General features: G+C 73.1%; 16 protein-coding genes. 7 read left to right on the forward strand and 9 right to left on the reverse strand.

The window, feature by feature from the left end; translation table 11 throughout:
• Positions 1–626: 626 nt before the first annotated feature.
• From proC to ACIHCL_RS31015, 4 genes are all read right to left on the reverse strand, one after another.
• Positions 627–1,436: a pyrroline-5-carboxylate reductase gene (gene proC / locus ACIHCL_RS31000; RefSeq protein WP_399867182.1), complete on the reverse strand. Its 810-nt coding sequence runs from the start codon at positions 1,434–1,436 to the stop codon at positions 627–629.
• A 107-nt stretch (positions 1,437–1,543) separates the two neighbouring features.
• Positions 1,544–2,338: a class I SAM-dependent methyltransferase gene (locus tag ACIHCL_RS31005; RefSeq protein ID WP_399867183.1), complete on the reverse strand. Its 795-nt coding sequence runs from the start codon at positions 2,336–2,338 to the stop codon at positions 1,544–1,546.
• Positions 2,339–2,406: 68 nt separating this feature from the next.
• Positions 2,407–2,979: a hypothetical protein gene (locus tag ACIHCL_RS31010; protein ID WP_399867185.1), complete on the reverse strand. Its 573-nt coding sequence runs from the start codon at positions 2,977–2,979 to the stop codon at positions 2,407–2,409.
• A 123-nt stretch (positions 2,980–3,102) separates the two neighbouring features.
• Positions 3,103–3,453 carry an SH3 domain-containing protein gene (locus ACIHCL_RS31015; RefSeq protein WP_399867187.1) on the reverse strand — a complete coding sequence of 117 codons (351 nt, stop codon included), beginning with the start codon at positions 3,451–3,453 and terminating at the stop codon, positions 3,103–3,105.
• Positions 3,454–3,586: 133 nt separating this feature from the next.
• Here ACIHCL_RS31015 and ACIHCL_RS31020 point away from each other — a divergent pair, with 133 nt between their 5' ends.
• Complete coding sequence (locus tag ACIHCL_RS31020) at positions 3,587–5,908, forward strand: serine/threonine-protein kinase (protein ID WP_399867188.1); 2,322 nt, start codon at positions 3,587–3,589, stop codon at positions 5,906–5,908.
• Between the two features lie 160 nt (positions 5,909–6,068).
• Here the strand turns inward: ACIHCL_RS31020 and ilvD are convergent, their stop codons facing one another.
• From ilvD to ACIHCL_RS31035, 3 genes are all read right to left on the reverse strand, one after another.
• Positions 6,069–7,919, reverse strand: coding sequence for a dihydroxy-acid dehydratase (gene ilvD / locus ACIHCL_RS31025; protein WP_399867303.1), 1,851 nt, complete (start codon positions 7,917–7,919; stop codon positions 6,069–6,071).
• 146 nt (positions 7,920–8,065) lie between these two features.
• Positions 8,066–8,968 carry a sugar phosphate isomerase/epimerase family protein gene (locus ACIHCL_RS31030; RefSeq protein WP_399867190.1) on the reverse strand — a complete coding sequence of 301 codons (903 nt, stop codon included), beginning with the start codon at positions 8,966–8,968 and terminating at the stop codon, positions 8,066–8,068.
• 223 nt (positions 8,969–9,191) lie between these two features.
• Positions 9,192–10,277 (reverse strand): Ppx/GppA family phosphatase, encoded by a 1,086-nt coding sequence (locus tag ACIHCL_RS31035; protein ID WP_399867192.1) that lies wholly within the window; start codon positions 10,275–10,277, stop codon positions 9,192–9,194.
• Positions 10,278–10,317: 40 nt separating this feature from the next.
• On the opposite strand from ACIHCL_RS31035, the gene ACIHCL_RS31040 reads away from it, so the two are divergent.
• Both ACIHCL_RS31040 and ACIHCL_RS31045 read left to right on the forward strand, forming a co-directional pair.
• Positions 10,318–11,232: a hypothetical protein gene (locus ACIHCL_RS31040; RefSeq protein WP_399867195.1), complete on the forward strand. Its 915-nt coding sequence runs from the start codon at positions 10,318–10,320 to the stop codon at positions 11,230–11,232.
• Entirely contained in the window at positions 11,229–11,396 is a 168-nt protein-coding gene (locus tag ACIHCL_RS31045; protein ID WP_399867196.1) for a hypothetical protein, read from the forward strand. Before ACIHCL_RS31040 ends, ACIHCL_RS31045 begins: the two co-directional genes overlap by 4 nt.
• A gap of 228 nt (positions 11,397–11,624) precedes the next feature.
• Here ACIHCL_RS31045 and ACIHCL_RS31050 read toward each other — a convergent pair whose 3' ends face one another.
• On the reverse strand, positions 11,625–13,616 hold the full coding sequence (locus ACIHCL_RS31050; RefSeq protein ID WP_399867197.1) for a hypothetical protein: 1,992 nt from the start codon (positions 13,614–13,616) through the stop codon (positions 11,625–11,627).
• A gap of 413 nt (positions 13,617–14,029) precedes the next feature.
• On the opposite strand from ACIHCL_RS31050, the gene radA reads away from it, so the two are divergent.
• Both radA and disA read left to right on the forward strand, forming a co-directional pair.
• Positions 14,030–15,442 carry a DNA repair protein RadA gene (radA, locus tag ACIHCL_RS31055; RefSeq protein WP_399867200.1) on the forward strand — a complete coding sequence of 471 codons (1,413 nt, stop codon included), beginning with the start codon at positions 14,030–14,032 and terminating at the stop codon, positions 15,440–15,442.
• 80 nt (positions 15,443–15,522) lie between these two features.
• A complete protein-coding gene (disA, locus tag ACIHCL_RS31060; RefSeq protein WP_399867201.1) occupies positions 15,523–16,647 on the forward strand; it encodes a DNA integrity scanning diadenylate cyclase DisA in 1,125 nt (374 codons plus the stop codon).
• A 247-nt stretch (positions 16,648–16,894) separates the two neighbouring features.
• Here the strand turns inward: disA and ACIHCL_RS31065 are convergent, their stop codons facing one another.
• Positions 16,895–17,704, reverse strand: a complete 810-nt coding sequence (locus ACIHCL_RS31065) for a hypothetical protein (RefSeq protein ID WP_399867203.1) — start codon at positions 17,702–17,704, stop codon at positions 16,895–16,897.
• A gap of 152 nt (positions 17,705–17,856) precedes the next feature.
• Here ACIHCL_RS31065 and ACIHCL_RS31070 point away from each other — a divergent pair, with 152 nt between their 5' ends.
• Both ACIHCL_RS31070 and ACIHCL_RS31075 read left to right on the forward strand, forming a co-directional pair.
• Positions 17,857–18,540: a phosphatase PAP2 family protein gene (locus ACIHCL_RS31070; RefSeq protein ID WP_399867204.1), complete on the forward strand. Its 684-nt coding sequence runs from the start codon at positions 17,857–17,859 to the stop codon at positions 18,538–18,540.
• 177 nt (positions 18,541–18,717) lie between these two features.
• On the forward strand, positions 18,718–19,620 hold the full coding sequence (locus tag ACIHCL_RS31075) for an A/G-specific adenine glycosylase (protein ID WP_399867206.1): 903 nt from the start codon (positions 18,718–18,720) through the stop codon (positions 19,618–19,620).
• Positions 19,621–19,734 lie beyond the last annotated feature (114 nt).

Raw genomic sequence — 19,734 nt, forward strand, 5'->3', positions numbered from 1 at the left:
CGGTCGAAGCGGGTTTCCCGACTTCCAGATCCACGCTTTCGCGTTTCCCTTTCCGTCGAGTCCGACTCTATCAGATCCTTTCGGGCCTGATTCCCGGTCAGCGGGATTCGCCTTCCCGACCGTTGGGCCGTTCCGACGAGCGAGACTTTAGCGGAATCACGGGCCCCGACGCTAATCGGGGTCGCGTTCCCAGGAACGCGGATTCCTCATTTCACACATACACACAAAAGGCATGACGACAGATGTCGTCGACCGAATGCGGTTACTGCGGAATGGCTGTCCGGGGACCGACCGTGTCGGAGCTCGCGTCGGACAACTCGGAGCACCTTACGGATGTGGGCGTGCCATGTCAACCCGAGGCTGGTCAAGGCTGTGCGGGAGCCCGGTGGGCTTCCCGTTCGTACCCGATGGGGCTCCTGTGGTGAGTGCACGGCGGCCATCGAAGGGCCCCGCCTGGGCCGGGGTCAAGGCCCCGCCGGTGGGGACCAACGTTGGCTACCGCCCTGGTACGTCCCTGGTACGGGCGTGGACAGCCGACGCGGGCCCACCGCCGTGCGACGACACGGTGGTGGGCCCGAGAGGGTGGTGCGCGAAGCGCGGAGTTGACCGAGACGGCCGGTCGGCGGTCAGCCGTTGCCCGAGGCGAGTTCGCGGCTGCGGTCGCGGGCGGCTTCGAGTGCGGCGATCAACGCGGCGCGCACACCGTGGTTCTCCAGTTCGCGGATGGCGCTGATGGTGGTGCCGGCCGGGCTGGTGACGGCCTCGCGGAGCTTGACCGGGTGCTCGCCGCTGTCGCGGAGCATCACCGCGGCGCCGATGGCGGCCTGGACGATGAGCTCATGAGCCTGGGCGCGGGGCAGGCCGAGCAGGATGCCGGCATCGGTCATCGCCTCGACGAGGAAGTAGAAGTAGGCCGGGCCCGAGCCGGAGAGGGCGGTCGCCGCGTCCTGCTGGGACTCCGGGACGCGCAGGGTCTTGCCGACACCGCCGAAGATCGTCTCGGCGGCCGCGAGGTGCTCGGTGGTGGCGTGGCTGCCCGCGGAGATGACGGACATGCCCTCGTCGACGAGGACGGGGGTGTTCGGCATGACGCGCACGACGGGAGTGTTCGGGGCGAGTCGGTCCTCGATGAACGCGGTGGTGATGCCTGCCGCGGCACTGATCACCAGGTGTTCGGCGGTGACGTGCGCGGCCAGTTCGTCCAGAAGCCGGCCCATGTCCTGAGGCTTCACCGCGAGGATCAGGATGTCGGCGCACTTGGCGGCCTCGGCGTTGCTGACGGAGTCGACGCCGTAGCGGTCATGCAGTTCCCGGGCGCGCTCGGAGCGGCGGGTGGTGACCAGCAGGTCCATCGGACGCCAGCCCGCCCGGATCATGCCGCTGAGGAGGGCCTCCCCGATCTTTCCGGTGCCGAGGACGGCGACTGTCTGGGTCATGTGGTTCACCCTCCGGGCTGTGCTCGCGGTGCTCATTGCGTTCGTCGGTGCGGTGGTCGGTGGCCGTGATGGTCCTGGCGTCATCCTCGCACCGTGAAGGGGATCCGTTACCGGCGGACCGCCACGACCAGCTCGACCACGTAGCTCTCCTCGACCGTGCCGTCCGGGAAGAGCTCCGAGAGCCGCTCGTGCTCCTCGTCGAGGAACCGCCGCGCGGCCTCGTCGCCGAGGACGAGGAAGGCCGAGTGGGTGCTGAGGTTGGCGAGGTGGGTATCGAGGGAGACCGTCCGGGCCCAGGGCACCCGGCGGTGTACCTGCCCGAACGCGGGAGGAAGTCCCGGGGATGGGTCCGGAGAACCGTGGGCGCTCGTATCGGCGCCGAGGAAGCGGCGGAGGCGGACGTCCTGCTCGGCGATCCACGGGACGGAGTGGTCGGAGGCGTTCCACCAGAGGGCCAGCGCACCGCCGGGACGCAGGACCCGCAGCGCCTCGGCGGCGGCCGGGGCCGGGTCCGTCCAGTGCCAGGACTGGGCGTACGTGATCAGGTCGGCGGTGGCGGCGGCCAGGGGCAGGCGGTTTCCGTCGCCGCGCACGACCGGGATGTGCGGGAGTGTCCGGCGGAACTGGCCCGCCATGCCGGGGCCCGGTTCGACGGCGAGGACCCGGGCACCCCGGTCGTGGAGCAGCCGGGTGGCGATGCCGGTGCCCGCGCCCACGTCGACGGTGCGGGCACCGCGCAGTGGGCGGCCGGCCAGTTCCTCAACGGCGTCGAAGAGGGCGGGCGGATATCCGGGGCGGGCCGCGGCGTACCGGGCGGCGGCGCGGTCGAAGGAGAGTGCGCGGGGCGGGGCGGCGCCCTCGGCGTTGTCCGCGGAGGCGCCCGCGGTGTCGGAAGGCTGCATGGGGGAATCGTGACCCACTCGGACCTCTTCCGTCCGGCAATGACGGGGGGACCGGGCCGTGACCGGGACTACCTGCGCTTCGGGCGCTTGCCCTTGGCTCCCTTGCGGGCGGCCGGGTTGCCGGTGCGGGCCGAGCGACGCTTCGCGAAGCGGGCCAGGGCCTCCTCGTACTCCGTGCGGCGCAGCCGCTCGCCCGGCGCCTCCACGAACGTACGGAGGAAGTACGCGAGCAGCGAGCCGGCGAAGCCGATCATCTTCAGCCCGCGCAGGCTCGCCTCGCGCGCCGGATCGGCGGGCCGTCGGCTGAACCCCTCCCAGGTCTTGCGGAAGGCGATGGCGCTGCAGATCGCGAACATCACGACCACCAGGATCCCGACGGCGTTGCCGACCTCGGCGATCGCCAGCCCCTGGTAGGCGAAGCGGAGCACGAAGCAGGCGGCGACGGTGGCCGCGAGCGAGCCGACCGCCGCACCGGCCCGCCGCAACCCGTAGCCCCCGTCGTGGTCGACCCAGGTCGTACCGAAGAACGGCAGCGGCTCGGGCTGCGGGCCGGGCGGGGTGGACGCGGCGGGGGCGGCTCGGCCGGAGCCACCGGACCTGGTGGCTCCGTCGGCGCCGGGTGCTTCGCTGTTGTCGCTCACGGAATCGATTATCCCCGGGCCGGTTCCGCCCCCGCCCCGCCGGTCGGGCCCGGGTCCCGACCGGCCCGCGAGCCCGGTCGCCGCCGGCCCTGTTCCGGGGCGCGGCGCCGGTCGCGGCCCCGGTCAGTCGCAGCGCGGGGCGATGTAGCCGTCGCTGCCGGTGCGGACGTAGGCGTCCGACACGAACTGGCCGTTGGCGATGTTGTTCCAGATGTTCGAGGTGCCGTACGGACCCGTCACCCGCTCCCCCGCCTTCTGGCAGTAGACCGGAACCCTCATTCCGTACGGGAGCGTCCGCACGATGCCGTACTGGGTGCCCGGCCCCCTGCGGACGTTGACGCGGTATCCGGGGGCGATGGGATAGCGGGGGACATCGTCGCCCGCCAGCGTCGCCACGTCCTCGGCCACGCCCTCGGCGGCGACGGTGTCCGTGGTCGTCCCGGTGTGTTCTTCCGTGTGCTCTTCCGCGGCCATGTGGCCCTCCCCCGTCGAGAATCGGTGTGTACGACGTGTACGACGCGCAGGCTACAAGGCCCCACCCTTGTCGCACGCGCCATCGACTAGGCTCCGTGCGTCGCGCTTGCGGACGAACACACGGGGGTGGGCGATGCCGCCGCTGCGAGGTGCCGGCGCCGATCCGGAAGCGGAACATCCGGAGTACGCCGGCCAGTACCGACTTGAGGCACGTCTCGGCGCGGGCGGCATGGGCGTCGTGCACCTGGCGCGCTCCGCCTCGGGGCTCCAGCTCGCCGTCAAGGTCGTGCACGAACACTACTCCGCGGACCCCGAGTTCCGGGCGCGTTTCCGGCAAGAGGTCGGGGCGGCGAGGCGGGTCAGCGGGGCGTTCACCGCACCGGTCGTCGATGCCGATCCGGACGCCGCGCGGCCGTGGATGGCCACGCTCCACGTGCCCGGCCCCACGCTCTCCGACCAGGTGAAGCGGAACGGCCCGATGGTCCCCGCCGAACTGCGCAGGCTGACGGCGGGTCTGGCCGAGGCGCTGCGCGACATCCATCGGGCCGGGGTGATCCACCGTGATCTCAAGCCGAGCAACGTCCTGCTCTCCGACTCCGGGCCCAAGGTCATCGACTTCGGGATCTCCCGCCCGTACGACAGCGATCTGCACACCGAGACGGGCAAGCTGATCGGCTCGCCGCCGTACATGGCGCCCGAGCAGTTCCAGCGGCCGCGCGAGGTCGGGCCCGCCGCCGACGTGTTCGCGCTGGGGGCGGTGCTCGTCCACGCGGCGACCGGGCGGGGGCCGTTCGACTCCGACAGTCCGTACCTCGTGGCCTACCAGGTGGTGCACGACGAGGCCGACCTGGCGGGGGTGCCCGCGGATCTGGCCCCGCTGGTCGCCCGCTGTCTGGCGAAGAACCCCGCGCAGCGACCCACCCCGGGCGAGGTCATGGCGGCGCTGCGGCCTCCCTCGTACGAGCCCGCCGCGTTCATACCCTCGCAGCGGCGCCGTACCGGGGACCGGCCGGAGGAGGCCGGGGAGGGAGAGGCCGGCGGCTCGGCAGCGGGGCCGTGGGCCGGGCCCGGCGAGGCCGGTGCCGGCGAAACCAGGGCGGGTGCCGACGACGCCGACACGCACGTGAGCGCGCGTTCGACCGGACGGGACGGCTCGACGGCCACGCGTGGCGGGACCGGGCGGCGGTGGCCGGTGGCGGCCGTCGCGCTGGCCGTCCTGGGCGCCGGTGGGGTGTGGGCGGTCGCCGCGACGGGCGGGGCGGATGACCGGGCGGACGACGCGAAGGCCCCCGCGGTGGCCGTGTCCGCGCCATGGCGGACCCCGCTCTCGGCCACGCCCCCGGCCAAGGGGGGCGGTACCACGCCGGTCTGCCACGCGGCAGGGGGCGGCGAGCCCCCGGCGAAGGACGGCGACGCGGAGAACTCGGGCCCGTCCACCGCGCTGTACTGCGCCGCGGACGGGCTCGCGGCGGCCCGGCTGGCCCCCGAGGACGGCCGGGTGCTGTGGTCCCGCCGCTCCGCCAAAACCGCCCCGCCGGCCTCCGCGCTCTCGGTCTCCGGCGGTCTGGTGCAGACGGCGGTGCCGGGCCGGAAGGTCCGCGCGTACGACCCCGCGAAGGGCGAGCCGGTCTGGGAGGCGGACCTCTCCCCGTACCTCGGCGTCCCCTTCGCCGCGGGCGACGTACTGCTGCTGACCGCGGAGGACGGCACGACCGAGGCGCTCGACTCCGCGACCGGTGTGTCCCGCTGGCGTCACCCGATCGCGGGCCACCGGCGCCCCGACTACGCGCTGTACGACGACGGGCCGGGACTGGCCTATGCCTTCGAGCACTCGGCCTACGGCTCGACCACGCTCGTCACCGCCGTCGACCCGAGGACGGGGCGGGCCGCGTGGCAGCGGCGGCTGGACGGCATGCTCACCCCGGTGGGGGTCGCGGACGGTGCGCTCGTGCTGACGTCCATGAACGGAGACGCCCAGACGGTCGGGCTCGTCCGCTACGAGCCGGAGCGCGAGCGCGTGACACGGGTGGAACTGCCGTTCCGGATGAACGAACCGGAGGCCGTGGTGGGCGGGGACACCGTCTATCTGCTGGCCCGCGGCGGAACGCTGGTCGCCGTCGGCCTGCGTCCGGACGACGACGGCAGCGGTCGCGGCGGAACGGTTCGCTGGCAGCTGGAGACCGCGGCGGGGCGTACATCGGTCCCCGTCCTCGCCACCGGTGAGGGGAAGGACCGGCCGGACCGGTTGTACTTCTCCGCGGCCGACGGGCGGCTGCTCGCGGTGGACGCCGAGCGGGGCAAGCTTCTGGGGCAGACGGGGCCCCGGCTGCGGAACGGCACGCTCACCTACGCGTCGGAGCTGCCCGCGCCGGTCGCCGTGGGCCGGACCGTGTTCGGCACCGCGCCCGACGGGTCCGTGTTCGCCGTCGACGGCGAGGACCCCGCTCGCTGGTGAGAGCGGGGTCCTCGGGGCTCTTCGGGTGTCCGACCGACGCGCACGTGGGCGCGGGTGCGTCCCACAGGTGCGCGGACGCGGGCGACGGGTGTGCGGACGCGGGCGAACGCCCGCGGGTACGTACGCGCGGGCGGCGTACCGGTGCCGGACGGTGCCCGGCTCAGCCGAGCTTGGACACGTCCCGCACCGCGCCCCGGTCCGCGCTCGTCGCCATCGCCGCGTAGGCCCGCAGCGCCGCGCTGACCTTGCGGTCCCGGTCCCGCGGCGCGTACACACCGTCGAGCGCCTCGCGGCGGGCGGCCAACTCTGCCTCGGAGACAAGGAGTTCGATCGAACGGTTGGGGATGTCGATCCGGATCCGGTCGCCGTCCTCGACGAACGCGATCGTGCCGCCGGACGCCGCCTCCGGGGAGGCGTGCCCGATGGACAGGCCCGACGTACCGCCCGAGAAGCGGCCGTCGGTCACCAGCGCGCAGCTCTTGCCGAGGCCGCGGCCCTTGAGGAAGGACGTGGGGTAGAGCATCTCCTGCATGCCGGGGCCGCCGCGCGGACCCTCGTAGCGGATGACGACGACGTCGCCCTCCTTGACCCGCTTGTTGAGGATCTTGTCGACGGCCTCCTCCTGCGACTCGCAGACGACCGCCGGGCCCTCGAAGGTCCAGATCGACTCGTCGACGCCCGCCGTCTTCACGACACAGCCGTCCACGGCGAGGTTCCCCTTGAGGACCGCGAGGCCGCCGTCCCTGGAGTACGCGTGCGCCAGGTCGCGGATGCAGCCGCCGGCCGCGTCCAGATCGAGCGACTCCCAGCGCTCGGACTGCGAGAAGGCGGTCGCGGAACGGACGCATCCGGGGGCCGCGTGCCACAGCTCGACGGCCTCGGGGGACGGGGAGCCGCCGCGGACGTCCCAGTCCTTCAGCCATTGGGCGAGCGAGTCGGAGTGGACCGCGTGCACGTCCTCGTTGAGCAGGCCGCCGCGGTGCAGTTCGCCGAGGATGGCGGGGATGCCGCCGGCCCGGTGCACGTCCTCCATGTAGTACGTGCCGCCGGGGGCGACGTTGGGCGCGACCTTCGAGAGGCAGGGGACGCGGCGCGAGATCGCGTCGATGTCGGCGAGATCGTAGTCCAGTTCCGCCTCCTGGGCGGCGGCCAGCAGATGCAGGATCGTGTTGGTGGAGCCGCCCATGGCGATGTCGAGCGCCATGGCGTTCTCGAACGCGGCACGGCTGCCGACGGAGCGGGGCAGGACCGACACGTCGTCCTGCTCGTAGTAACGCTTGGTGATCTCGACGACCGTACGGCCGGCCTTCTCGTACAGCGCCCTGCGGGCGGTGTGGGTGGCGAGGACGGAGCCGTTGCCGGGGAGGGAGAGGCCGAGGGCCTCGGTCAGGCAGTTCATCGAGTTGGCGGTGAACATGCCGGAACAGCTGCCGCAGGTGGGGCAGGCGTTCTCCTCGATGCGCAGGATGTCCTCGTCCGAGACGTTCTCGTCGACGGCGTCGCTGATCGCGTTGATCAGGTCGAGCTTGCGGACCGTGCCGTCGACGAGGGTGGCCTTGCCGGCCTCCATCGGTCCTCCGGAGACGAAGACCGTCGGGATGTTGAGGCGCATCGCGGCCATCAGCATGCCGGGTGTGATCTTGTCGCAGTTGGAGATGCAGATCAGCGCGTCCGCGCAGTGCGCCTCGACCATGTACTCGACGGAGTCGGCGATCAGGTCGCGGGAGGGCAGGCTGTACAGCATTCCGCCGTGCCCCATCGCGATGCCGTCGTCGACGGCGATCGTGTTGAACTCGCGCGGCACGGCGCCCGCTGTCTGGATGGCCTCGGAGACGATCCGGCCGACCGGAGCCAAGTGGGTGTGGCCGGGGACGAACTCGGTGAAGGAGTTGGCGACCGCGATGATCGGCTTGCCGATGTCCTCGCTCGCTACGCCCGAGGCTCGCATAAGGGCGCGGGCGCCCGCCATGTTGCGGCCGTGGGTGACCGTGCGGGACCTCAGCTGGGGCATCGTCTCTCGCTCCTTCGACATGAAAAGACTGTCTCCGAGCGTACGCCCACGACTCCAAGATCTGGACATTCCGTCCGCTATACGGGACGGCGTGCCCGCCGGGTGTCACCGGCTCACGGGCGGAGCGGCGGCCGGGTGGCCCGGCTTCAGGGCCGGTGGGGCGGTTCGGTCGACGAACCGTGCGGCGGTTCGGTGGGGAGCCGGTGCGGCGGTCCGACCGGGGCCCCGTGCAGCGGCTCGGCCGAGGGCGATGCCAGGTGAAGCCGGGTGAAAGCGAGCGCCTCCGCCAGATCGGCCTCGCGTTCTGCGGAGGACATGGCCCGGCGGGTGTTGACCTCGATGACGACATGGCCGCCGAAGCCGGTGCGGGCCAGGCGCTCCAGGAGTTCGGCGCAGGGCTGGTCGCCGCGTCCGGGCACCAGGTGCTCGTCCTTGTTGGAGCCCTTGCCGTCGGCGAGGTGGACGTGGGCGAGCCGGTCGCCCATCCGCTCGACCATGGCCATGCCGTCCGCGCGGGCCGTCGCGGTGTGCGAGAGGTCCACGGTGAAGTGGCGGTAGTCGTCGTTGGTGACGTCCCAGTCGGGGGCGTACGCGAGCATCTCGCGGTCCCGGTACCGCCAGGGGTACATGTTCTCGACGGCGAACCGCACATCGGTCTCGTCCGCCATGCGCCAGACCCCGTTGACGAAGTCACGCGCGTAACCGCGCTGCCAGCGGAAGGGCGGATGGACGACGACGGTCGTCGCCCCGAGACGCTCCGCGGCGGCGCGGGCGCGCTGGAGCTTCACCCAGGGATCGGTGGACCAGACGCGCTGCGTGATCAGCAGACAGGGCGCGTGGACGGCCAGGATCGGTACGCCGTGGTAGTCCGAGAGCCGCCGCAGTGCCTCGATGTCCTGGCTGACGGGGTCGGTCCAGACCATGACCTCGACGCCGTCGTAGCCGAGACGCGCGGCGATATCGAAGGCCGTCGACGTCGACTCCGGGTAGACGGAGGCCGTGGACAGGGCGACCTTCGCATCCGGGACGCGCACCACTGGTTCTGCCACTGGGACAGCGTACGGGCACGGGCACGCCCGGCCGAGGGTCCTCGGCGGAAAGTGACGCGGTACATGGCCGAGGGGCATGGCGGAACGCGGCGCACGTCCCGGGCCCCTCACCCGGCCCGGGCGGACCGCCCGCTGGCTCCGGGCCCACCCGGCCCCCGGTCCGGATCGGCCCACCCGGCTCCCGGTCCTCCGCCCGTCCGGCTCCCGGCCCGGGGTGGGCGGCCTAACCGGCTTCCGAGCCCGGATCGGCCGCAGCTCCCGGATCGACCACCGATCCCGGATCGCCCCCGGCAGGGATCAACCGGAGCCCTGGCTCACCGCTCCCGGCCGGGCCCGTCCCCCGGCCCGGCGCGCCGCCGGGCCGGTTCAGCGCGGTGCGTTCCGCCGGCAGATGGTCCAGACGGCGCAGGATGACGCCCTCGCGCAGCGCCCACGGGCATATTTCGAGCTCGTCGATCCCGAACAGGTCCATGGCGCCCTCCGCCACGAGCGCCCCGGCCAGCAGCTGCGGGGCCCGGCTCTGGGAGACACCGGGCAGGGCGATGCGCTGCTCGACGGTCATCTCCGCCAGCCGCGGCACCCACTCCTCCAGCGCCTTGCGGGTGAGGCCGCGCTGGACGTACAGGCTGTCGGTGGAGCGCGCGGACCCCGCGATCCTGGCGAGCTGCTTGAACGTCTTGGACGTGGCCACGACATGGTCCGGGCGTCCGAGGCGAGTGAATTCCCCCACACTTCGGGCGATGCCGGTCCGTACGTGGCGGCGCAGCGCCTTCACGTCCGCCGGGGATGGCGGATCGCTCGGCAGCCATCCGGCGGTCAGCCGGCCCGCGCCCAGCGGCAGCGACACCGCCGCGTCCGGCTCCTCGTCGAGGCCGTACGCGATCTCCAGCGAACCGCCCCCGATGTCCAGGACCAGCAGCCGGCCCGCCGACCAGCCGAACCAGCGGCGCGTGGCGAGGAACGTGAGCCGCGCCTCCTCCGCACCGCTGAGCACGGTGAGGTCGACGCCCGTCTCGTCCCGCACCCGGGCCAGTACCTGGTCGGCGTTGCTCGCCTCCCGCACCGCGGACGTGGCGAAGGGCAGAACGTCCTCGCACCCCTTGTCCTCGGCGGCCTGGAGCGCGTCGCTGATCGTGGCCACCAGCCGGTCGACGCCGCCGGGGCCGATCGCCCCGTCCTCGTCGAGGAGTTCGGCCAGGCGCAGTTCCGCCTTGTGCGAGTGCGCCGGCAGCGGGCGGGCGCCGGGGTGTGCGTCCACCACCAACAGGTGCACTGTGTTCGAACCCACGTCGAGGACTCCGAGTCTCATACCAGGAACGCTACCGGCAGTGCGGACTTACCCTGGGCGCGTGCCAAAGACGAAAAAGGCGAAGCCGGGCAAAAACACGAAGCCTAAAAACGCGAACAAGCAGGACACGAAGCGTCAAGGAACGAAACAGGAGCTGCGGCGGCAGGAAGCGAACGAACCGGTCCGGTCCGAGAGCGGGGCCCGGACCGAGGGTGAGGTGCGTCCCCAGGACGAGGTCGGCCTCGACTTCGCCCGCGCCTGGGTCGAGTTCCCGGACCCCGGCGACGACGAGCAGGTCTTCCGCTGCGACCTGACCTGGCTGACCTCCCGGTGGACCTGCGTCTTCGGCAGCGGCTGCCAGGGCATCCAGGCGGGCCGGGCGGACGACGGGTGCTGCACGCTGGGCGCGCACTTCTCGGACGAGGAGGACGAGGAGCGGGTGGCGGGCCACGTCGAACGGCTGACCCCCGAGCTGTGGCAGTTCCACGACATCGGCACGGGGACCGGCTGGGCGGAGGTGAACGAGGACGGGGAGCGCCAGACCCGGCGCTGGAAGGGTTCGTGCATCTTCCAGAACCGACCCGGCTTCGCCGCCGGCGCGGGCTGCGCGCTGCACATCCTGGCGCTGCGGGAGGGCCGGGAGCCCCTGGAGACCAAGCCGGACGTCTGCTGGCAGCTCCCGATCCGGCGTACGTACGAGTGGATCGACCGGCCGGACGACACCCGTGTCCTCCAGGTGTCGATCGGCGAGTACGACCGCCGGGGCTGGGGGCCGGGCGGGCACGACCTGCACTGGTGGTGCACCTCGGCGACATCGGCGCACGGTGCCGGGAAGCCGGTGTACGTGTCGTACCGCCCGGAGCTCACGGAGCTGATGGGCAAGGCGGGGTACGACCGGCTGGTGGCGCTGTGCGAGGAGCGGATGGCCTCGTCGCTGCCGATGGCACCGCACCCGGCGGACCCCGTGGCCCCGTGACCATGGCGGACCGGGCAGACCGGGCCGACCGGGCCGACCGGGCAGACCGGGCCGACCGGGCAGACCGGGCAGACCGGGCCGACCGGGCCGACCGGGCCGACCGGGCCGACCGGGCCGACCGGGCCGACCGGGCAGAACCGATGGACCGGGCCGACCGGGCCTGACGGCCGCCGCCCCGGCCGGGCCGACCGGCCGGGGCGGGGACCGCCACGGGGCACCGCGGGCCCGGCGACCGAGGCAGACCGGATCCGTCGACCGGGGCGGGAAGCGGCGGACCCGGGCGGGCCGCTCCGGGAACCGTCCGCGCCGAGCTGCGCCGGGGCGGACGGGAGGGAACATGCGGGGACAGGCGGGCAGTCCGGGCGGCCCAGGATGCTCGTCCCGCCCCGTCCTCAGCGCCTCCGCGCGGAGGCGCCCGGTTCGTCGGGCGGCGACGCGTCGGAGGGGTCGGGGGACGGCCCGGGATCGGTGGGGCCCTGATCCGTCGGTGACGGCGCGGGGTCGGTCGGTGTGGGTGACGGATCGTCCGGCGGCGTGGGCTCCGGCGAGGCCGAAGGCTGCTGCGGGGGTGCGGACGGGCCGGAGGGGTCGGGCCGATCCGGACGGCCGGGGCGCACCGGGCTGCCGGGCGACGTCGCCGTCGTCCCGTTCCCCCGGATGGCCACGACGGAGCCCGACGGGGCGAGGGCCACGCGCGCGCTCCAGCGCCCGGGGGGTTCCGTGAGCGGGTCCACCACCACCCGTACGGTGACGCTCTCGCCCGCGGCGAGGGTGCCCGAGGAACTGCTCAGGCGCAGCCAGGAGACATCCACGCGGGCCGACCAGTCGACCGCGGATCCGCCCGAGGCGGTCAGGCGGATCAGCGTCTTGGTCCCGGACGAACGGGCTTCGACGGTGAGCCCGCCGCCCCGGCCCGGCGTCCGCCCGGAGCTGATCACCTCGGCCGAGAGTTCGGCCGCGCGACCGCCGTCGGATCCGGGAAGGGGCCGGGGCCGGGCGTTGCCCGCGTTCTCGTAGCGGCCACGCGGGGCGTCGAGTTCGTGGCGCAGGTCCGTCTCGGTCGCGGCGACCGAGGAGCCGTCGGCCGCCTCGCCGGTCTGCGGAGCACCGCGGTAGGCCGTCCACAACGCGATCACCGGGGCGGCGACGACCGTGGCCACCACCGTCGTCGTCACGACCCTGGCTCGCAGCCGGTCGCGGCGGGCGGCGTGGTCCTTCGGGTGCAGGGGGAAGCCGGACCGGTCGAAGCGGGGTCCGCCGAACCGGTTCCGCCGGGCGTGAACCATCGCGATGTATGCGGAGGAGCGGGGCGCCGGAACGACCGGCAGCGCGGTGGCCGGGGTGACCGCCGCGCCGGGCCAGGGGCCGTCGGCGCCGACCCGCTCGGCGGCCCGGCGGCAGCGGGGGCAGTCGTCGACATGGCGGACGAGCTCGCGGCGCAGGGTCGCCGAGAGCAGGACGCGATGGCCGCCGGTGAGCCGGGCGACGGTGGGACAGTTGCCGGACTCGACGACGGCGAGGGCGGCGCGGGTGCGCTCCACCTCGCAGGCGGCGGCGGCCAGGAGTTCGCGCGCGGTCGCCGGTTCGAGCCCGAGCACGGAGGCGACGGCGCTCGGGGCGAGGCGGTGGCGCACGAGGAGTTCGAGCGCCTCGCGCTGTTCAGGGGTGGTGCCCGCAGCCTCGGGCCAGGCCAGTTGGGCGAGTTCACGACGGTGCGCCTCGGCGGCGGCCCGGGAGTCGGCGGCGCCCCCGGCTTCGACGACGGCGCTGGAGTCGTCCGCACGCTCGGCCTTGGCGGCGCGCTCCCGGCCCGCCGGCGCACCACCCGGCGCGAAGGCATCGGAAACAGGGTCGGGGAAGGGGGTGGCAAGGGCCTCGGGCGCGGCAGCCGTCGCGACGACGGCAGGGGACGTACGGCGCCCGGCGCGCGCCCCCTGGCCGGTCGGGCCGTCCGGCTGCTTGCCCGGAGGGCCGCCCGCCCGCTTCGTCTCCCGCCGCACCTCCCGTCCGCGCCTCGGCTCCTGCCTCGCGGACGCCTTCCCGGCCTTGCGCTGGTGCGCCCGGTGGCCCTGCCTCCGCTCGGCGAGCATGCGCAGGCACATCCATCTGGCCAGCGCGTACAACCAGGATGTACGTTCCTCCTCCCCCTCCGGACACCGCCCTTCCTGCCGTTCCGCGATCGCCAGCACACCGCCGAGCGCCTCCGTGGCGGCGTCGTGGTCGCAGAGCACGGAGAGGCAGTAGGTGAACAGACCGTCGAGATGCGGCTCGTAGCGCACGGGGGGCCGCTGCGGCACAGGCTGCGTCGAGGAGTGGGGCGCACGGTACTGCAACCGGTGTGCGCCGGTGGTGTGCGTGGGGGGCTCCAGCCTGCTGCTCGTCATTCGGTGACCGTAGGCAGCAGAGAGCACCCCTTGGCATTTCTTCAGCACATTTACCCCTTACGGGTGAACGTATCGCTCAAAAGGGGACAGGAATCCCTGATTCGGCGCGCTGGAACCTGATATACCGCCAGCCGTGACGCCCAGGCTGGTGAGCGCACGCCCGCGCACACCGCGCTTCCCGGATCACGCCGGTCGCCACCGGTCGCCGGTCTCCCGCGGGGCTCCGCCGGACGGGGCCGAAGGTCCGCCCCCGAGCGCTGCCGCATCCGGCCCGACGGCCGCCCCGAGCACCGCCCGACGGCCGCCCCGGGGCGGCCGTGCACCGATGCCCGGGGCCGCGAGGCGACCCCCCGGCGCCGCGGGCCGGACCGCCCCCGGCGGCGTTGTCGTACCCCGCCTATACGGTTGGCGTCATGGCTGCCCGTACGAAAACCGCCAAGGACCGGCCGTCCTACCGCTGCACCGAGTGCGGCTGGACCACCGCCAAGTGGCTCGGCCGCTGCCCCGAATGCCATGCGTGGGGGACGGTCGAGGAGTTCGGCGGCGCCCCCGCCGTGCGGACCACCGCGGCCGGACGGGTCAGCGCCGCCGCACTGCCGATCGGCCAGGTCGACAGCAGACAGGCCACCGCCCGGTCGACCGGCGTCGGCGAGCTGGACCGGGTGCTCGGCGGCGGGCTCGTCCCGGGCGCCGTCGTCCTGCTCGCGGGCGAGCCGGGCGTCGGGAAGTCGACGCTGCTGCTGGACGTGGCCGCCAAGGCGTCGAGCGAGGACCACCGCACGCTGTACGTCACGGCCGAGGAGTCCGCGAGCCAGGTGCGTCTGCGCGCCGACCGGATCCGGGCGATCAGCGACCATCTGTACCTCGCCGCCGAGACGGACCTCTCGGCGGTCCTCGGCCATCTGGACGCCGTCAAGCCGTCGCTCCTCGTCCTCGACTCCGTGCAGACCGTCGCCTCCCCCGAGATCGACGGGGCGCCGGGCGGTATGGCACAGGTCAGGGAGGTGACCGGGGCGCTCATCCGGGCGTCCAAGGAGCGCGGCATGTCGACGCTCCTGGTCGGCCACGTGACCAAGGAGGGGGCGATCGCGGGGCCTCGGCTGCTGGAGCACCTCGTCGACGTGGTGCTGTCCTTCGAGGGCGACCGCCATGCCCGGCTGCGGCTCGTACGGGGCGTCAAGAACAGGTACGGCGCGACCGACGAGGTCGGCTGCTTCGAATTGCACGACGAGGGCATCACCGGCCTCGCCGACCCGTCCGGGCTGTTCCTCACCCGCCGCGACGAACCGGTGCCCGGCACCTGCCTGACCGTCACCCTGGAGGGCAAGCGCCCGCTCGTCGCCGAGGTCCAGGCGCTCACGGTCGACTCGCAGATCCCCTCGCCCCGGCGCACCACCTCCGGGCTGGAGACGTCCCGGGTGTCGATGATGCTGGCCGTGCTGGAGCAGCGCGGCCGGATCAGCGCGCTCGGCAAGCGCGACATCTACAGCGCGACGGTCGGCGGCGTGAAGCTCTCCGAGCCCGCCGCGGACCTCGCGGTGGCCCTGGCACTGGCCAGCGCGGCGAGCGACACCCCCCTTCCCAAGAACCTGGTGGCGATCGGCGAGGTGGGCCTCGCGGGCGAGGTCAGGCGGGTCACGGGAGTCCAGCGCAGACTGGCTGAGGCGCACCGCCTGGGCTTCACACATGCCCTGGTTCCGACCGATCCGGGGAAGGTTCCGACCGGTATGAAGGTCATAGAAGTCGCCGATATGGGGGATGCACTGAGAGTCCTCCCCCGCCGGTCTCGCGCACAGGCCCCCCAGGAGGAGAACGCACGCCGGTAGACTTTGCCCTGGTCTCGCCCGTCCGTACGAACGGTATGAGGAACGTAAGGGCACCGCCAAACCGCGACCGGAGGAGTGCAGTGGCAGCCAGCGACCGGGCAACATCGCCCGGAAAGTCCGGCCAAAGCACCGGTGGCGAGTCGCTGATGCGCGCCTCGCTGTCCGCCGTCGCGCCCGGAATGGCGCTGCGCGACGGCCTGGAACGCATCCTCCGCGGCAACACCGGCGGACTGATCGTGCTCGGCATGGACAAGACCGTCGAGTCGATGTGCACCGGCGGATTCGTGCTGGACGTGGAGTTCACCGCGACGCGCCTGCGCGAGCTGGCCAAGCTCGACGGGGCGCTCATCCTCGACAAGGACATGACCAAGATCCTGCGCGCGGGTGTGCAGTTGGTCCCGGACGCCTCCATCCCCACGGAGGAGACCGGCACCCGCCACCGCACGGCCGACCGGGTCTCCAAACAGTGCAACTTCCCGGTCGTCTCGGTCTCGCAGTCGATGCGCCTGATCGCGTTGTACGTGAACGGCGAGCGCCGGGTTCTGGAGGAGTCCGCCGCGATCCTCTCCCGGGCCAATCAGGCGCTCGCCACCCTGGAGCGGTACAAGCTCCGCCTCGACGAGGTCGCGGGCACGCTGTCGGCGCTGGAGATCGAGGACCTGGTGACGGTCCGGGACGTGGCGGCCGTCGCGCAGCGGCTGGAGATGGTCCGCCTGATCGCGGCCGAGATCGCGGAGTACGTGGTGGAGCTGGGCACCGACGGCCGGCTTCTCTCGCTCCAGCTCGACGAGTTGATCGCGGGTGTCGAGCCGGAGCGCGAGCTGGTCGTGCGCGACTACGTGCCGGAGCCGACCGCGAAGCGGTCCCGTACGGTCGCCGAGGCGCTGACCGAGCTCGACGGACTCACCCACACCGAACTGCTCGAACTTCCCGTGGTGGCCAGGGCGTTGGGATACAGCGGCTCGCCGGAAACACTCGACTCGGCGGTCTCGCCACGCGGTTTCAGGCTGTTGGCGAAGGTGCCCCGGCTGCCCGGCGCGATCATCGACCGGCTGGTGGAGCACTTCGGCGGTCTGCAGAAGCTGCTCGCCGCCAGTGTGGACGACCTCCAGACGGTCGACGGGGTCGGCGAGGCCCGGGCGCGCAGTGTGCGCGAGGGGCTTTCCCGGCTGGCCGAGTCGTCGATCCTCGAACGGTACGTCTGAGCACGGGCGCCTGAGAACGGCACGTCCGAGGCCGTCCCGTTCCCGCGGGAACCGTCCGGCGCCTCCCGGGACCGCGCACCCCGTGCGTTCCCGCGCCCCCCTGAAGGCGCGCGCTCCCACATTCGCGCCTCTGGGCATTCGTGCCTCTGGGCCCCGCGCGGCGGTGCCCGAACCCCACCGCTGGCGAACCCAGCCCTCCCGGACCGTCCTCGCGCAGCCCGGCCCCCGCGGTTCACCCCCTGGCCGTTCAGTCCTTCCTGAGGACGAACGAGGCCCGCTGCACCGGCTCGCCCGGTGCCTTCGCCTCGACCAGATACGTACCGGGGTGCGCGGAGCGCGCGGGCGAGGTCGCGCAGTGCGCGTCGCTCTTCTTGCGGTCCCACTCCACGGTGTGGACGACGGCCGCGCCCGCCGGGATCCGCAGCAGCACGCGCCCCGGAGTGCGCGGGCAGTCCTTGGAGGACCAGATCTGGCTGTCGTCACCGCCGGCCTCGGTGATGGTGAGCACCGCGCTCCTCGGCCCGAAGTCGGCCTTGCAGTCGGCGGAGGACGTGTTCTTGGCGACCAGCCGGAACTTCGGCTTCTCGTCCGGGGCGTAGCTGATCTCGGTGTTCAGGCTCAACTCGAGTGCGCCCGGCGTGCACACGGGGAGCGTGGAAGCCGCCGGGAGCCGCTCGGCTGTCGTCGCCCCGTCCTCACCCGCGACGCCTCCGGCCCCGGTACCCGATCCGCTGCCGGTGCCCGTGCCGCCGTCGCCGCCTTCGGACCCCGCGCCCGTGCCCCCGCCACCCGATCCGCCGCCGGAGTCGCCCGACTCGTCGCGTCCGCCGGGCTGTTGCGTGATCGCCGAACCGGACGGCGTGGGGCCGGGCGTGATCGACTGGACGGGAGACGAACCGCCGGAGCGCGAGTCGTCGATGCTCCCCTTGCGGCCGCCGGAAGTGACGGCCCATGCGATCAGCGCCGCGAGCAGCGCGACGAGCGTCAGCGCCACGGCCCTCCGGCGCCAGTAGATGGAGGAGGGAAGCGGCCCGATCGGATTACGCAAAGATCCCACGTTGCAAACTGTACGAGAGATCCGCACCAACTCCCGCCCCACCCGCCGCCGGACCGCGAAGTTTTACGGATCATCATCCCGGTTCGAGCCCGGCTTCTCCACTTCGGGATCACCGGGAAGACCGCCTCAACCCGTTGACTACCCTCTGTCGGATGGATAGTTCAGCCACTGCCCCGCTCTACCGGGACGTCACCGACTTCGCACATGACATGCCGTCATGGGTGCAACATCTGGCCGAGGTGTGGACGGAGTTCGGTCTTCTGGTCTTCGGCGTCCTGTTCATCACAGGGTGGTGGCGCGCCCGCCGCGCCGACGAGGGCACCCTCGCGCTGGCGGTGCTCGCGCCCGTCGCGACGGCCTTCGGCTATGTGGTCAGCGAGGTGCTGAAGTCGGTGGTGACCGAGGAGCGCCCGTGCCGCACGGTGGCCGGGGCGATGGCCTCACTGGTGCCGTGTCCGCCGGTGGGTGACTGGTCGTTCCCCAGCAACCACTCCGCGATCGCCGGTGCGGCGGCCGTCGCCCTGGCGATCTCCCGCCCCCGGCTGGCCTGGCTGACCGTGCCCATGGCCCTGCTGATGGCCTTCTCCCGCGTCTTCGTCGGGGTGCACTATCCGCACGACGTGGCGGTCGGGCTGGTCATGGGCGCGCTGGTGTCGGCGGCGGTGGTCCTGGTGCTGCGCCGTCCGACGCGTTCGCTGGCCGTGACGGTACGGACCAGCGGGACGCCGGTGGCCGCCCTGCTCTCCGGTCCGGGCATGGGTGCGGGCGCCGTGCCGCGTACCGGCGGCCGCAGAAGGGCCGGCGGCCGAGGAAAGCGGCGTGCCGGGCGGCGCTGACGGACCCGGGGGACCGTTGTGCCGGGCGGCTCCGGCCGCCCGGCACCCCTTTGGGCCGGTTGCCGGACACCGGGGGGACAAGACGGGTGGCATTATCACCCCAAGGGCCCTCAGGAGGAGCGACACCACCGTGCGCGGAACCATCGTCTGTTCTTCCGTGCCAGGATCGTCCGTGCGATGACTGCCATGACTGCGACACAGACGTCCCCCGCCTCCCTCCACACTCCCGTCATCGGGTGGTTCGAACAGCACGCCCGCGATCTTCCCTGGCGCCGCCCCGAAGCGGGCGCCTGGGGTGTGATGGTGAGCGAGTTCATGCTGCAGCAGACCCCCGTCAACCGGGTCCTCCCCGTCTACGAACAGTGGATGACCCGCTGGCCGCGCCCGGCCGACCTGGCCGCCGAACCGCCCGGAGAGGCGGTCCGCGCCTGGGGCCGGCTCGGCTACCCGCGCCGCGCCCTGCGCCTGCACGGCGCCGCCCAGGCCATAACGGAACGGCACGGCGGCGACGTACCGAGCGAACACGCCCAGCTCCTCGCGCTGCCGGGCATCGGCGAATACACGGCGGCGGCCGTGGCCTCGTTCGCGTACGGACAGCGCCATCCGGTGCTCGACACCAACGTCCGCCGGGTGTTCGCGCGGGCCGCGACCGGCATCCAGTACCCGCCGAACGCCACCACCGCCGCCGAGCGCAAGCTGGCCCGCGCGCTGCTCCCCGAGGACGACGAGCGGGCGGCGCGCTGGGCCGCCGCGACGATGGAGCTCGGCGCCCTCGTCTGCACCGCCAAGAACGAGGACTGCGCCCGGTGCCCGATCGCCTCGCAGTGCGCGTGGCGGCTGGCCGGGAAGCCGGCGCACCAGGGGCCTCCGCGACGCGGCCAGGCATACGCCGGAACGGACCGGCAGGTACGCGGGCGGCTGCTCGCCGTGCTGCGCGACGCGGTGACACCGGTCCCGCAGTCGGCGCTGGACGCCGTCTGGGACGAGCCGGTGCAGCGTGCCCGCGCACTGGACGGCCTGGTCGCGGACGGCCTGGTCGAACCGCTGGCGGGCGGCCTCTACCGGCTTCCGCTGAGCTGAGCCCCCGCCGTTCCCCTCCCTGAGCGCCCTCCGCCGCTGTTACACAACCGATGGACAGCCGTGCGTCGGCGTATGGCTGCTCCGCACAACCTCGTGACAACGGCTCCGTAACGT

This window comes from Streptomyces sp. NPDC052042, from assembly GCF_044548345.1.
Taxonomy (GTDB): domain Bacteria; phylum Actinomycetota; class Actinomycetes; order Streptomycetales; family Streptomycetaceae; genus Streptomyces.

What these genes read in the sequence shown, in the direction of transcription:
- proC (WP_399867182.1), bottom strand. Translation starts at nt 1,436, where the DNA reads ATGACCCAGACAGTCGCCGTCCTCGGCACCGGAAAGATCGGGGAGGCC.
- ACIHCL_RS31005 (WP_399867183.1), bottom strand. Translation starts at nt 2,338, where the DNA reads ATGCAGCCTTCCGACACCGCGGGCGCCTCCGCGGACAACGCCGAGGGC.
- ACIHCL_RS31015 (WP_399867187.1), bottom strand. Translation starts at nt 3,453, where the DNA reads ATGGCCGCGGAAGAGCACACGGAAGAACACACCGGGACGACCACGGAC.
- ACIHCL_RS31020 (WP_399867188.1), top strand. Translation starts at nt 3,587, where the DNA reads ATGCCGCCGCTGCGAGGTGCCGGCGCCGATCCGGAAGCGGAACATCCG.
- ilvD (WP_399867303.1), bottom strand. Translation starts at nt 7,919, where the DNA reads ATGCCCCAGCTGAGGTCCCGCACGGTCACCCACGGCCGCAACATGGCG.
- ACIHCL_RS31035 (WP_399867192.1), bottom strand. Translation starts at nt 10,277, where the DNA reads ATGAGACTCGGAGTCCTCGACGTGGGTTCGAACACAGTGCACCTGTTG.
- ACIHCL_RS31050 (WP_399867197.1), bottom strand. Translation starts at nt 13,616, where the DNA reads ATGACGAGCAGCAGGCTGGAGCCCCCCACGCACACCACCGGCGCACAC.
- radA (WP_399867200.1), top strand. Translation starts at nt 14,030, where the DNA reads ATGGCTGCCCGTACGAAAACCGCCAAGGACCGGCCGTCCTACCGCTGC.
- ACIHCL_RS31070 (WP_399867204.1), top strand. Translation starts at nt 17,857, where the DNA reads ATGGATAGTTCAGCCACTGCCCCGCTCTACCGGGACGTCACCGACTTC.
- ACIHCL_RS31075 (WP_399867206.1), top strand. Translation starts at nt 18,718, where the DNA reads ATGACTGCCATGACTGCGACACAGACGTCCCCCGCCTCCCTCCACACT.